Here is a 13147-nt window from a genome sequence, read left to right as displayed (position 1 = left end):
CTTCTAACCTTATTTATAACACTTTTTAAAGTAATTTTCAAGTCGTATATCTTTTTTACTTCTTATAAGATGAAAATATCACAAAACTTTGACAATCTCTATTGAGTTATTCATAATTAAGGGATATAATTCGTATATTGGAAAGGTAGGGAGGTAAAAATCATATGATCAAGAATCAGTGGTATGTAGTGTTGTCTTCAAGAGAGCTTAGAGATAAGCCAATAGGGCTAACCCGTTTTGGAGAAAAGATTGTTTTGTGGAGAGATAAGGATAAAATCAATTGTTTGGTTGACAAGTGTGTTCATAGGGGAGCAAAGCTATCCTATGGAAAAATTGTAGATGGTCATCTTCAGTGTCCATTTCATGGTTTTGAATATGATGGAACAGGAAGAGTAAAAGTAATTCCTGCAAATGGAAGAAATACTCCTGTACCAAATAATTTCAAGGTAAAGAGTTTTAAAGCTGTTGAAAGAAATGGTTTTATATATGTTTTTTATGGGGATCCTGAAAAAGCAATTAAAGAACCACCCTTTTTTGATTTTATAGACGATAGTTTTGTTTATGATGAATTTGTTGATCATTGGAAAACGCACTATTCAAGATGCATTGAGAATCAGTTAGATCCTATTCATTTACCTTTTGTACATCATAACACTATAGGAAGGGGCAATAGAACTGTTGCAGATGGTCCTGTTGTTGAATGGTTTGATTCAGATAAAATGAGATTTTATGTTTTTAATAGGGTAGACGATGGAACTCCCCCAAAATCTCCAGAGGAAATGAAAGGAAGAAAAAGCAAGGTCTATCTTGAATTTATTTTCCCAAACATTTGGCAAAACCATATTAGTGACAACTTTTTTATTGTTGCCGCTTTTGTCCCTGTAGATGATGAAAACTCCCTTGTCTATATAAGAACATATGTAAGGTTGACCAAAATTAAGTTTTTAGATAAGTTTATTGCCAAAATCGCATCTCCTTTTAACAAAATTGTGCTCCATCAGGATAGAAGAGTAGTCGAAACACAAGAACCTAAGATAACTTCATTAAGAATGGGAGAAAACTTAGTGCAGGGCGATTTACCAATAATTGAATACAGAAAAAGGAGAAATCAGCTTAAAGAAGAAAGTAGCGAGTAGGCAAGAATAAAAACTTAGTATAGAGGAAAAATATTATACCTCATTTTTCAGAAATATGATAAGATATAAGGGAGAGGGAGGATTTTTGGGGAAATGTCCATACCAAAGGAAGAATTATATCCTATTGTAAGAGAGATAGTTCTCCAGGAACTGGAGATACGAATACCTATTCATAGTGAAATTGTGGATTTAAAATCTTCTGTTGAAAGACTCATCTTGGCTCAGGAAAAAACCGAGGAGAGAATTGAAGAGCTTGTTCAAGCCCAAAAAAGAACCGAGGAAGAAATTAGAGAACTTACTTTGGCTTTAAAAAATATACAGGAGGAGATAAACGGAATTACAAAGGAGTTAGGAGAATTATCTCATAGTATTGGATTTCAGCTTGAAGATAGAGCCTATAGATCTCTTCCTTTCCTTTTGAAAAGAGATTTTGGGATTGAAGTAAAGGCAAATCTTTCTTTAAGACATGTAATTGATTTTGTGGATAGGTTAAAAGATATTAGAGAAGTAATAGCTGGGGAAATCTTTCCCATTATTGTAACCTATATGACCGAACCAGAAATAGAAGAATTTGCAAAGAGTAAAGGTATAACCATCTATTACTCTTATGACTTTGAGCCAATATATTAAAGATATTAGAAATCCTCATCTATTCTTAGGAATAGATGGCGGACAAACAAAAACCCTATGTATATTAGGGAATGAAGAAGGGAAAATTCTTTCTATTGGTAAAGGAAGAGGCTTGGAGCATATTTTATCTCCAAGGGGACCTGAAGTAGCTAAACTTGCTTTCCAAGAAGCACTATCTTCTTGTCTTTTTCCTTATGATCCTTCTTCTTTTGAATTTGAATGCGCCTTTTTAGGGCTTACTGGGGTTTCTCGTCCCGATTCGGAAGAGGCAAAAAGTTTTACAGAGGTTGCGAAAAAGATTATAAAAGCAAAGCGAATTTTTGTTGATAGTGATCCAAGTATTGCTTTAGCAGGAGCATTTTTTGGGAAGGAAGGGATCATTGTAATTGGTGGCACAGGCTCGGTTGCTTTAGGATTTGATGGAACAAGATATTCCCGTTGTGGTGGATTTGGATACTTATTTGGAGATGAAGGAGGAGGATTTCAGATAGCTCTTCAGGCGATAAAAATAGCTTTAAAATATGAAGATGCCTGCCATCCTCCCACTCTTCTTTGGGAAAAGATTATTAAAAATTCATCCTTCTCTTCTATAGAAGAGATGGTAAGAAGTTACTATGCAGGGAAAATTGGAAGGGACCAAATAGCTCTTTTTACAAAAAGTGTGAAGGAGGCAGCAGAAGAGGGAGATAGGTTTGCCCAAGAAATCCTCCTTGATGCAGGTAGAGAATTAGCAAAACTTGTAGACTGTGTCTATAGAAAATTAAATTTTAAAGGAAAAATTCCTACCGCAGGTTTAGGTGGAGTTTTTAATATTTCTTTAGTAAAGAAAAGTTTTGAGAAAAATTTGGATCCTTCTTTATATGAAATAAAAGAACCGGAATTTCCCGGTGTAATAGGAGCCTTAATAAGGGCTTATCAATTAGCTGGTATTCCCTTAACATCCTCATTAAAAGAAAATCTCAAAAACTCCGCATTAAAATTTATAGGGGTGGGGCTAACCCACCCCTAAGTTCATTATTTTGCTGGTTTTAGTATTCCTTTTGTGAGCATGATTATTACAAAGTTGTCGGAATATGGGCTGTTCTTATAAATAGGATCACCTTCAGGTGGCCATCCAGTTACTCTTACTCCTTCTAAGGCAGGGTTATTTCCGTAACGTTCCCAGAGAGGAATTATTGGTAATAGTTCGTTAAAGGCTAATGCAAGCTTGGTTACATAGTTCTTTTGAAGCTTTGTATCAAATCCTACTGCAGAATCAGTGATTAACTTATCTAAATCTACTTCTCCTACCACCTTTGTCTTTTGTTTCATTTGGAAGTTCATTCCAGGTCCTACACCAAGAGGATAGTTAAATCTTACGAGATCTTGGTAGAAGGAGAAGTGAGGATGTGGATGGGCAGCACCCCATGCCTGTATTAATAACTGGAATCTTCCTTGTTCTGCCTCTTGAGGAACTTGTGCATAGGTTACTCCACGAACTGTTACCTTTATTCCAAACTTTGTTAATTGAGAAGCTGCATTTTCTGCTGCTGCAGACCAGTCCGCATACTCTGCAGGAACTATCAATTCATATTCCATTCTCTTTCCTTTATCATCAATCCATACTCCATCTTTATCTCTCTTGAATCCGATACTAAGTAATATTTCTTCTGCCTTCTTAGGATTGTATTCATATTTATTGAGTTTCTTCTGGTCTCCTGCAGAAATCCATAATGGTACTAAGTTGTCACTAAAGCCTGCCATAAGCTTTACTCCAACTCCTGACTTTCCAAGAGATACAAATCCATTCTCATCCCTATTTATTGCATAAGCCATTGCTTGACGTACTTCTACTCTATTTAATGGATAGATGTTGTGGTTTACAAAGATAGCTGGTCCAGAGTATATAGGTGGTCTTATAATTCTAATTCCGCTCTCTATAAATTGTTTTTCTGTAGCTGGTGGAAATCCATGAGTAGCGTAGTCTACATTCTTTGCTAAGACCATAGGAGTTACTGTTGGGGTTTCACCATTAACTAATCTTACTTTATCGAAGCTAATCGCCTCTTGATTCCAATAGTATGGATTTCTCTCAAGTACTATTTCTGCTTCTGTCAAATTATTTACATTTAGTACAAAGGGACCAGATGATACTATACCATTTGGTCTAAACTGCTCAAATTCTGCTCTCAATTTCTTCATTTCATCAGAATCTCTTGTCTTCCCTTGTGCAAGAAGAGCCATAACTTTATCTGCATATGTTCCATATGTGGAATAATCTCTAATAGGATATGTTCTTAATATATATCTTGGAACTACAGAGGATGGATTGTTCATATGGAATTTTATAGTGTATTTACCTGAGGCCTCTACTTTATCAATATATCTCCATATTGGCCAATTCATTAAGTATCCAATATAGTAAGTGGCTACTACATCTTTGGAGGTAAATTCTTGTCCATTACTCCATTTTACACCCTTTCTTAAATTAACTATGAACCACTCAGGATTATTAGCAGGTTCGAGACGCCAACTTGTAGCAAGAACTGGCTCATATTTCCCTGTTGCCCAATAGTAAAATGCTAGTGGTTGATGCATTAATTCATAGTAAATTCCGAGGGTTATTGCTCTTGATACAAAGGTATTGAAGTGTCCAACTGGTGGCATATCATAGGGCCATGCTCCTACGAAAACTCTTTCTGCTGGAGCTGCAAGCCCCAAGGTTAAGATACCTAAAAGGATAACCAAAATTACTAAACGCTTCATATTTTTTGACCCCCTTAATTAAGTTTTTGGGAATCTAATGAGGGAAAGGAAAATTTTTTAAAAAAGCTTCTCACCTCCCTATTTGAAATATTTTCTTATAAAAAGAGCAAGAAGCATGATTAAGATCCCAGAGATCAAAGCTAAAATATCTACTACAAAGGTTGAAGTTCCAAGCTCTAAGAATGGAGCCATTACCCCTGAAAGGAATGAGATAAAAAATCCAATTTTAAAAATAGATCTTGGAATTTCAGAATTCATGCTTTACTCCCGTATAACTCACAGGCTACGTAATGCTCTGGCTCCAATTCATAAAGATTTGGCTCTATTTTGTCGCATTTTCCAGGTTCCATATAGGGACAGCGATTGCTAAATCTACATCCTGGAGGAAGATTCAAAAGGCTTGGAAGGTCAAGACTCCTTAATTCCATAAACTTTTTGTTTCTTGTGACTTCAGGATCTGCTTCTGGTACTGCAAGGAGAAGAGCTTTTGTATAAGGATGCAGTGGGTTTTCTAAAACCTTAGGTGTTGGACCCATCTCTACAATTCTTCCCAAATACATTACTGCAATTTTACCATTCCAACCAAAATATTTTGCCATAGCAAGATCGTGGGTAATAAATAGAAAAGTCATATCAAAATTTTCCTTTAAGGAAAGAAGTAGTTTAATAATACTTAATCGGATAGAAACATCAAGCATTGATACTGCCTCATCTGCTACTATAAACTCAGGATTTAATGTTAGAGCTCTTGCTATAACAACTCTTTGTCTCTGACCACCAGAAAGCTGATGAGGATATTTATAAATAAAATCTTCTACAGGTGTTAAGTCCACAATTTTTAAAAGCTCTGCAATTTTCTCTTCACACTGTCCATTACTTTTTACTATGTGATGTTTTAATAAAGGAGCACTTAAGATATCATAAATAGTCTTTACAGGGTTCAGAGAGGAGTATGGATCTTGATGAACAATCTGGACCGACCTTCTATAGTTCTTAAACTCTTCCTTATTCATTTTCCATATATCTTTTCCGTAAAAGAGAACCTCTCCTGATGTAGGTTTTAGAAGACCTGCTATAAGCTTTCCTGTAGTTGTTTTACCACATCCAGACTCACCTACAAGACAAAAAATCTCTCCCTTTTTAATGGAAAGATTTAGATCCTCCAAAACCCTTAGAGTTTTTTTAGGACTAAAGAAGCCTCCACCAACAGTAAAAAACTTATTTACATTTCTCAGTTCAATTATTTTTTCCATTTTTAATCTTCTCCCATCTATAGCATGCTACATAATGATTATTAGAAGCCTCAACTAAATTGGGCTCCTCTTTGAGGCACTCTTCATCTTTATAAATACATCTTGGATGGAACTTGCACCCAGGAGGAAGATCAATGAGGTCTGGAGGTGAGCCAGGTATAGAGATTAATTCCCTAAAGGAAGTAGTTACAGTAGGAACTGCCTTTATAAGTCCCATAGTATATGGATGAAGAGGATTATAGAATATGTCGTAGACGGAGCCTACCTCTACTAAATTTCCAGCGTACATAACTGCAACTCTATCCGCAAGTTCTGCAGCAAGTGACAGGTCATGTGATATAAGTATGATAGAAAGGTTTAGTTCCTTCTTAATTTTCTTTAAAAGCTCCAGTATACTTCTCTGGCTCAGAATATCTAATGCGGTAGTAGGCTCATCGAGAATAACAATCTGTGGATCCAAGATTAAAGCCAGAGCAATTAGTACTCTTTGTCTCATTCCTCCTGAAAGCTCATGAGGATATGATTTTAACACCCTTTCTGGATCCAACTGTACTAATCTTAAAAGTTCCAAAACTTTCACTCTTAATTCCTCTTTTGTTATCCGGATATCATGAGATTCCACAGTATCTACTATATGGTCCCATATTCTAATTACTGGGTTGAAGGCATTAAGGGCGGATTGAAAGACCATTGCAATTTCTTTCCATCTAAACTTTCTTAATCTTCCATTGTCTAAGCTCACTACTTCTATTTTTTTACCATTTCCTTGATACCAGATTTTTCCCTGTGATATCCTTGCAGAGGAAGGTAATAGCTTAATTATGGAAAGCCCTAAAGTAGTCTTACCAGAACCACTTTCTCCAATTATTGCAAGGGTCTCTCCTTTATAAAGCCCCAAACTTACGCCCCTTACAGCTTTAACCAAACCTCTTCTTGCTTTATAATCCACATAAAGATTTTCTATTTTTAAAATCTCCATTTTTATACTCCTTGACCTAATCTTGGATTAAATATTTCCTCTAAGGAACGGGTAAAGGATACTAAGGACCACTGGAAAAGAGAAATGGCAATAATAGGGGATAGAATATAGAAAACACTGTTCTTATAGAAGATGGCTCCTCGAGTCCAGGCAAAGTTAATCATAACTCCCCAATTATGACTTGCTAAAGGAACAAGTCCTAAAAGAATTAGTCCAACCTGGGCATAAACGGCGGAAGTCATGGAAAGAATAAAACTTATTACTATATAGTTCATCATGTTTGGAAGGATTTCTGAAAACACTATATGAAAGATTCCTAAGTCTAAAGCTCTTGCTGCTTCTATGAAGTCTCTTTCCTTTAAAGAAAGAACCTGTGCTCTTACCGCTCTAAGAAGTCCTGGCCAGGAAAGAAGAGCAAGAATAAAGGCTATCATAAAAGAGCTTTTTAATTTTATGAATGCAGCTAAAACAGAAAGCAGTGGGAAATGGGGTATTGTTAAAACAATATCCGCTAAACTTGTAACTAAGGAATCAAATCTACCTCCAATAAAAGCACTTAGAGAACCTAAGCTTACCGCTATAAAAGTGGAAAGAAGTCCTGTAAGAAAGGCAACGATAAGAACATCCCTTCCTCCATGGACTATTTGGGATAGAACATCTCTTCCCTGACTGTCTGTGCCTAAGGGATGCTCCCAAGAAGGCTTTACATATATTTTATCTAATCTTGATGTTGTATCAAAAGGAACTATATAAGGACCAATAAAAGAAATTAATATAATGAAGATAAGGACAATAAATCCTGCAAATCCAACCTTATTTTTCTTGAGTAATTTAAAAGTATCCCTTAAAGAGCCCAAATAAAGTTTGTATTTTCTTACTTTTTTGTCCATCATTCACCTCCAGAAATCCTGATTCTTGGATCAAGTCTACTGTAGAGAAGATCTGCTAAGAAGTTGGCCATAATCACTGATATGGTTATTATTAAGAATACTCCCTGCATCACAGGATAATCCCTTGAGTTTATACTGCTCCAGAGAATCCATCCAATCCCTTTATAAACAAATATACTTTCGATTAGTACAGAACCTCCAACAATGAATCCTAAGGAGATAGTCAAACTGGTAAATAATGGCAAAATAGCATTTCTTCCTACATAAGAAAAGGTTATCCTACTCTCCTTTAATCCCCTTGCCTTTGCTACCATCACATAATCTTCTCCAAGGGTTGATAAAGTGCTACTTTTCATAGTAAGGATCCAACTTCCAATAGTGCTCATAACATAGGTTAGAATAGGCATGGATGCATGGAAAAATACATCCTTTATAAAGGTCCATGTAAATCCAGGCTTAACCCCAGGAGATAGAGAACCTCTCATGGTCTCAATAGGAATTAGTCTCCATTGCACTCCTACAAATACCAAAATCATAATTCCAATTAAATAGTTAGGAATGGAGCTTAAAATTGATGCTATACTTGTTACAATAACATCAATAAGGCTACCTCTTCTATATGCAATAAACATTCCTAAGATAACTCCAAGGGTAAAACTAATTAAAAGAGAAACACCTACACTAAAAAGGGTCCAGGGTAAAAACTCCTTAATAATTGTAGTAACTTTTGTGCCACGGGAAAGAAAGGAAATTCCAAGATCTCCCCTAAGAAGATTTTTTAAAAATTCAAAGTACTGTAGTAAAAGAGGCTTTTTAAGATCTATAGAGAATAGTGAAGCAGCTAATGCTTCTGCCTCTTTGTAAGTCATTCCATATTGTGAAATCATCTGATTTATATATATCTGTATAGGGTTTGAAGGCATGAGTCTTATTATGAAGAATGTTAATGTAACAACAACAAAGATTGTGAAAAGGGACTTTAAGAATCTTCTTAGGATTACATTTCCACTTATTCTTTTAATGGTTCTTTTGAGTCCTTCCACCTTTTACCTCCAATTTTTTTAAAATAGCTTAAAGTAACTTTAAATTTTCTTTAAGATAATATATAATATTCAAAAGAAATTTGTCAAGTATGTTTACTAAATGAGAGAAAGAAGAACGCCAAAACATGTTGGAACATATAATAAGAATTTGGTTCTTGAAGTTCTTATGAAGCAGGGGCCAAAGTCTCGAGCAGAACTTTCACGCATTACAAAACTCACAAAGACTGCCATCACAGAAATTGTAGAAGAGCTTTTATCGAAAAATTTCATAGTGGAGCTTGGACAAGTTAATACTACTCGTGGAAGAAGACCTACAAAACTTTCCATAAATCCTAACCTTTTGGTTTTAACATTGGATCTTTCTGGGATCTTAATAAAAGGTGCTATTGTAAATCCAAAAGGAGATATATTAATGATGGATTCTGTAAAAATGAGGGAAATTGATGATCTTTTGAGATTAATAGAAAGATTATATGAGCCTTATAAAGAGAAAATTGTTGCTATTTCTGCATCAGTTCCTGGTCTTCTTGAGTTGAGCTCTGGGAAGGTAATACTTTCAACAAGTTTAAACTGGAGGGATGTAAATATAAAGGAGATTATAGAGAAGAAATTCCCAGTTCCTTTTTATATGCAGAAGGATACAAATGCAGGTATACTGGCAGAGACATGGTATGGAGAAGGGAAAAACTATAGAAATTTCTTCTATCTTTTATTAACTAAAGGGATTGGATTGGGAATTTATTTAAATGATAGGGTATTAGATGGGTATGATGGAATTATTGGAGAGATAGGTCATACAATTGTAGAAATAGATGGAAAAGATTGCTGGTGTGGAAAGAAAGGTTGTTTAGAAACGGTAGCTTCTATTCCTGTTGTTCTGGAAGGTTATGAAAAAAATGATATAAATGACGCCTTGCATCTTGCAATAAAAGGGGGAAAGATGGAAAAAGCCATTAAATATTTAGGTCTTTCCCTTTCAAATGTTATTCAAATCTTTCCCCCTCAGGCGATCTGTATCTCAGGAAATATTCCCAAGGAAGTTTTAAATTATATAACAGAAAGAATCAAGGAATATATTATTCCCAATATATTCCCCCAATTAAGGTCCAAAATTAATTTTTACTATTCAAATCTTGGAGAAAACAGTCTCATATTAGGAGCTGGAGTTTTAGGCTTCATTAAGTATTTTAATAGATAGCTTAAATCTTAATTATTATTGAGGAAAAAGGACCTAAGATTATATCTTTATCTACCTTGGAATTTCTGGAATAGAGAACCTGGTAATTTTTTGGTAGGGGATAAGAGAAATTATTTTTAACCCTATTTAAGTTATGAATGATAAGAATTTTTTCTTCCCCAACTTTTCTTATATAAGCTAATAAAGTAGAGTCCTTTGTATCTACCTTCTCTATGTCTCCATAGGATAATGCCTTATACTTTAGCCTTAAATTAACTAGTCTTCTATAATGATTTAATATACTATTTTCATCCAAATCTTCCTCTTCTACTGATATGCCATCGTTTGGTTTTGCGTAAATGGGCTTTATCCACATAGTTTGATAGTCGCCTTTTAGGTTGCTGGTCCACTCAAAAGGTTCCCTTATATGTTCATCGGGCTTTGCCCCACTCATTCCAATCTCTTCCCCATAGTATATAAAGGGTGTACCTGGAAAAGTTAAATAAATTGATGCAGAAAGAATTGCCTTATCTATGCTTCCACCAAATACGCTCATTACCCTATTCTGATCATGATTTGTTAAAAATATGGCATCTGCAAAATCAGGATTATATTGTGAAAAGAGACTCCTTTCATCTAAAAGAAAGTCTACAAGATTAAGATTGTATTGGGAAGAGACGGAAGAAATAATCCTTTGAGCTAATGGAAAATTAAAGTTTGAGGGCAAACCATAGTAATATTTTGCTATGACCTCTTGGCTATCCCAAACCTCTCCAACAAGATATACATCTTTCTTTATAGACTTAACATAGTCATAAAACTCTTTCCACCAAGCCACATTCTTATCATGATCATCATATATATGCTTTGCTGCATCTAATCTAAATCCATCTACCCCCTTCTCTAACCAAAATTTTGCAATTTTTTTAACCTCTTCTCTTACTCTTGGCTCATCATAATTTAAATCAGGCATGCCAGACCAGAAAAAGCCATAATAATATCCTGTATTTGTCTTGTGCCAAAACTGGGGATTATTTTTAGGGGGCTCTGTACTCCAAAGATAAAAATTTCTATAAGGAGAGAGAAAAGAGGAGCTTGCAGACTTAAACCAAGGATGCAAAGAGGATGTATGATTTAGAACAAGGTCCAATATTACCTTTATTCCCCTCTTGTGGGCTTCTGCCAAAAACTCCTCAAAATCCTTCATATCTCCATAATTGGGATCTATATCATAATAATCTACTACGTCATACCCATGGTAGCTGGGAGAAAGAAATATGGGCATAAGCCAAAGGGCATTAACACCAAGATCCTTTGTAGTATTAGGATTTCCGTCATTTAGGTAATCTAATTTTTCCATAAGTCCCCTCAAATCTCCAATACCATCTCCATCACTATCCGCAAAAGATCTAACAAATACTTCGTAGAATACAGCATCCTTATACCAGTAAGTAGACTCAGAATGGGCAAAGGGAATAAGTAAGAATAAAAAGAAAATAACTAATAAAATACCCTTTTTATACATTTTTACCTCCTATATATTGTAGTTTTTTCTACTAATAGCTAAAAATTTTGGAAAATTTGCTTTCTAAGACACAGGTGGCAGCTCCAACCACACAGGCATCCTCTCGGAGACGGGATGTGATCACATCAGGTATAGGAGGAAATGCTCTAAGCTTTAAATTTCTTTTTACGGGGTTTAGGAGAAGGTCTTGAGCTTTTGAAAGTCCTCCTGTAATAATTACAAGTTCTGGATTTAGAAGATTAACAAGGTTTGCTATTCCAATACCTAAGTACTCTCCCATCTCCTCAAAGATATTCAAAATGAATCTATCTCCTTCTCTTCCTGCCTGTATTATTTGGTCCAATAATTTCTCTCTTCTATCCATCTCTAAATTTACCTTAATATATGCGCCCTTTTCTAATCCTTCTTTAACTTTATCTATTAGAACCTGGGTAGATACATAGGTTTCTAAGCAACCGTAGTTTCCACACTTGCATTTTTTCCCATCTTTTTCTACCACTGTGTGCCCAAATTCTCCTGCCCTATCCGTATAGCCTCTATAAAGATTTCCATTAATTACAAAGCCTGCACTTACTCCGCTTCCCACTCTAACACATATAATATTTTCTTTACCTATTCCACCGCCAAACCAAAGCTCTCCTAAGGTTGCAGCCTTTGTGATATGCTCTAAAAATATTTCAGTATCCTTTATCCTCTCTTTTAAGAATTCCATAACAGATACATTTTGCCATCCCAAGTTTGGAGCAAAAAGACATATTCCCCTCTCTCTATCCAAGGAGCCAGGGATTGCAACGCCAAGCCCCATAACCTGCTTAGGATAAATCTCATTTCTAAGGGATTCGTATATCTCCACTACCTTTGAAAGCACAAAATCTGGCTCCGTATTAGAGTCCAATAGAAAAACTTTCTTTTTTATAATCTCTCCTCTTAAGTTCAAAACTATTCCTGTTACTCTATCATTCTCTATTTCTATTCCTATTGGATAAAAGTTTGTATCATTCATAGATAGTTCTATAGGTCTTCTTCCTACTTTTGTTTCTTTTGCTGGAGTCTCCTTTATAATTCCACTCTCTAATAAAACTTCTACAATACTTGAGACTGCAGAGGGAGAAAGTCCAGTTATCTTAGACACATCGTACCTTGATATAGGACCTTTTGTCCTTATAACATTTAAAACTAAGGATATATTTGCTTCTCTCATTCGCTTAATATTTATAGACCTCATTTTTTCAATTCTCCCTTTTTTTGGGTCTTTTTTATCTGATTATACCATCCATAAACTTTCCGTCAATTAATTTTTTATTTTCACAAAAAAATTTTTCGTGCTATAATCATCAAAAAAAGTAGCATAATCCTATGGGAAATTTAATAAGGTTTGGCATTTCCTTAGAAGAGGATTTATTAGAAAAGTTTGATGAGGTCATAAAGAAAAAGGGGTACAATAGTAGATCCGAAGCTATTAGGGACCTTTTAAGGGACTATATAATTAAAGAGAAGTGGGAAAGAAAAAGTGAAACTATTGCAGGCACAATCAGCATAATCTATGATCATCATGTGCATGGTTTAGTGGAAAAGCTTACTGATATTCAGCATCATTATCACGATATAATAATTTCTACCATGCATGTACATTTTGATGAGAAAAATTGTTTGGAGGTAATAATATTTAGGGGAAGGGTTGAGAAGGTAAAAAATCTATACGATGATATATCTTCTATCAAGTGGGTAAGACATACTAATATATCTTTAACTGATCTTATTTAATTTTT

General features: G+C 35.0%; 13 protein-coding genes. 5 read left to right on the top strand and 8 right to left on the bottom strand.

The window, feature by feature from the left end; all coding sequences use genetic code 11:
- Positions 1-164: 164 nt before the first annotated feature.
- The 3 genes from CBR30_06190 to CBR30_06180 all read left to right on the top strand — a co-directional run bounded on the left by CBR30_06190 (position 165) and on the right by CBR30_06180 (position 2775).
- Positions 165-1136 carry an oxidase gene (locus tag CBR30_06190; GenBank protein ID PMQ01413.1) on the top strand — a complete coding sequence of 324 codons (972 nt, stop codon included), beginning with the start codon at positions 165-167 and terminating at the stop codon, positions 1134-1136.
- Positions 1137-1229: 93 nt separating this feature from the next.
- The gene (locus tag CBR30_06185; GenBank protein PMQ01412.1) at positions 1230-1766 is read left to right on the top strand and encodes a hypothetical protein; all 537 of its coding nucleotides are present in this window, start codon (positions 1230-1232) and stop codon (positions 1764-1766) included.
- On the top strand, positions 1744-2775 hold the full coding sequence (locus CBR30_06180) for a hypothetical protein (GenBank protein ID PMQ01411.1): 1032 nt from the start codon (positions 1744-1746) through the stop codon (positions 2773-2775). The genes CBR30_06185 and CBR30_06180 overlap by 23 nt, the downstream gene beginning before the upstream one ends.
- A gap of 5 nt (positions 2776-2780) precedes the next feature.
- Here the strand turns inward: CBR30_06180 and CBR30_06175 are convergent, their stop codons facing one another.
- The 6 genes from CBR30_06175 to CBR30_06150 form a co-directional block, all read right to left on the bottom strand.
- Positions 2781-4343 (bottom strand): peptide ABC transporter substrate-binding protein, encoded by a 1563-nt coding sequence (locus tag CBR30_06175; GenBank protein ID PMQ01444.1) that lies wholly within the window; start codon positions 4341-4343, stop codon positions 2781-2783.
- A gap of 246 nt (positions 4344-4589) precedes the next feature.
- Positions 4590-4769 carry a hypothetical protein gene (locus CBR30_06170; protein ID PMQ01410.1) on the bottom strand — a complete coding sequence of 60 codons (180 nt, stop codon included), beginning with the start codon at positions 4767-4769 and terminating at the stop codon, positions 4590-4592.
- On the bottom strand, positions 4766-5764 hold the full coding sequence (locus CBR30_06165; protein PMQ01409.1) for a peptide ABC transporter ATP-binding protein: 999 nt from the start codon (positions 5762-5764) through the stop codon (positions 4766-4768). The genes CBR30_06170 and CBR30_06165 overlap by 4 nt, the downstream gene beginning before the upstream one ends.
- Positions 5748-6743 carry a peptide ABC transporter ATP-binding protein gene (locus CBR30_06160; GenBank protein ID PMQ01408.1) on the bottom strand — a complete coding sequence of 332 codons (996 nt, stop codon included), beginning with the start codon at positions 6741-6743 and terminating at the stop codon, positions 5748-5750. Before CBR30_06160 ends, CBR30_06165 begins: the two co-directional genes overlap by 17 nt.
- Before the next feature lie 2 nt (positions 6744-6745).
- On the bottom strand, positions 6746-7633 hold the full coding sequence (locus tag CBR30_06155) for a peptide ABC transporter permease (GenBank protein PMQ01407.1): 888 nt from the start codon (positions 7631-7633) through the stop codon (positions 6746-6748).
- The gene (locus CBR30_06150) at positions 7633-8556 is read right to left on the bottom strand and encodes a peptide ABC transporter permease (GenBank protein ID PMQ01443.1); all 924 of its coding nucleotides are present in this window, start codon (positions 8554-8556) and stop codon (positions 7633-7635) included. Before CBR30_06150 ends, CBR30_06155 begins: the two co-directional genes overlap by 1 nt.
- 220 nt (positions 8557-8776) lie before the next feature.
- Here CBR30_06150 and CBR30_06145 point away from each other — a divergent pair, with 220 nt between their 5' ends.
- The gene (locus CBR30_06145; GenBank protein PMQ01406.1) at positions 8777-9874 is read left to right on the top strand and encodes a sugar kinase; all 1098 of its coding nucleotides are present in this window, start codon (positions 8777-8779) and stop codon (positions 9872-9874) included.
- Position 9875: 1 nt separating this feature from the next.
- Here CBR30_06145 and CBR30_06140 read toward each other — a convergent pair whose 3' ends face one another.
- On the bottom strand, positions 9876-11378 hold the full coding sequence (locus tag CBR30_06140) for an alpha-amylase (GenBank protein ID PMQ01405.1): 1503 nt from the start codon (positions 11376-11378) through the stop codon (positions 9876-9878).
- Between the two features lie 31 nt (positions 11379-11409).
- The gene (locus tag CBR30_06135; GenBank protein PMQ01404.1) at positions 11410-12603 is read right to left on the bottom strand and encodes a transcriptional regulator; all 1194 of its coding nucleotides are present in this window, start codon (positions 12601-12603) and stop codon (positions 11410-11412) included.
- Positions 12604-12734: 131 nt separating this feature from the next.
- Here CBR30_06135 and CBR30_06130 point away from each other — a divergent pair, with 131 nt between their 5' ends.
- Positions 12735-13142, top strand: a complete 408-nt coding sequence (locus tag CBR30_06130) for a nickel-responsive transcriptional regulator NikR (GenBank protein PMQ01403.1) — start codon at positions 12735-12737, stop codon at positions 13140-13142.
- Positions 13143-13147: the final 5 nt, after the last annotated feature.

This window comes from Dictyoglomus sp. NZ13-RE01 (assembly GCA_002878375.1).
Classification (GTDB): Bacteria; Dictyoglomota; Dictyoglomia; order Dictyoglomales; family Dictyoglomaceae; genus NZ13-RE01.
The sequence above is the reverse complement of the archived record's forward strand: the minus strand, read 5'-3'. Positions and strand labels throughout refer to the sequence as shown.

Coding starts and splice junctions, on each gene's coding strand:
- CBR30_06175 (PMQ01444.1), bottom strand. CDS start 4,343: ATGCATCAACCACTAGCATTTTACTATTGGGCAACAGGGAAATATGAG.
- CBR30_06145 (PMQ01406.1), top strand. CDS start 8,777: ATGAGAGAAAGAAGAACGCCAAAACATGTTGGAACATATAATAAGAAT.
- CBR30_06180 (PMQ01411.1), top strand. CDS start 1,744: ATGACTTTGAGCCAATATATTAAAGATATTAGAAATCCTCATCTATTC.
- CBR30_06185 (PMQ01412.1), top strand. CDS start 1,230: ATGTCCATACCAAAGGAAGAATTATATCCTATTGTAAGAGAGATAGTT.
- CBR30_06190 (PMQ01413.1), top strand. CDS start 165: ATGATCAAGAATCAGTGGTATGTAGTGTTGTCTTCAAGAGAGCTTAGA.
- CBR30_06140 (PMQ01405.1), bottom strand. CDS start 11,378: ATGTATAAAAAGGGTATTTTATTAGTTATTTTCTTTTTATTCTTACTT.
- CBR30_06130 (PMQ01403.1), top strand. CDS start 12,735: ATGGGAAATTTAATAAGGTTTGGCATTTCCTTAGAAGAGGATTTATTA.
- CBR30_06150 (PMQ01443.1), bottom strand. CDS start 8,556: ATGCCTTCAAACCCTATACAGATATATATAAATCAGATGATTTCACAA.
- CBR30_06165 (PMQ01409.1), bottom strand. CDS start 5,764: ATGGAAAAAATAATTGAACTGAGAAATGTAAATAAGTTTTTTACTGTT.
- CBR30_06160 (PMQ01408.1), bottom strand. CDS start 6,743: ATGGAGATTTTAAAAATAGAAAATCTTTATGTGGATTATAAAGCAAGA.
- CBR30_06135 (PMQ01404.1), bottom strand. CDS start 12,603: ATGAGGTCTATAAATATTAAGCGAATGAGAGAAGCAAATATATCCTTA.
- CBR30_06155 (PMQ01407.1), bottom strand. CDS start 7,633: ATGGACAAAAAAGTAAGAAAATACAAACTTTATTTGGGCTCTTTAAGG.
- CBR30_06170 (PMQ01410.1), bottom strand. CDS start 4,769: ATGAATTCTGAAATTCCAAGATCTATTTTTAAAATTGGATTTTTTATC.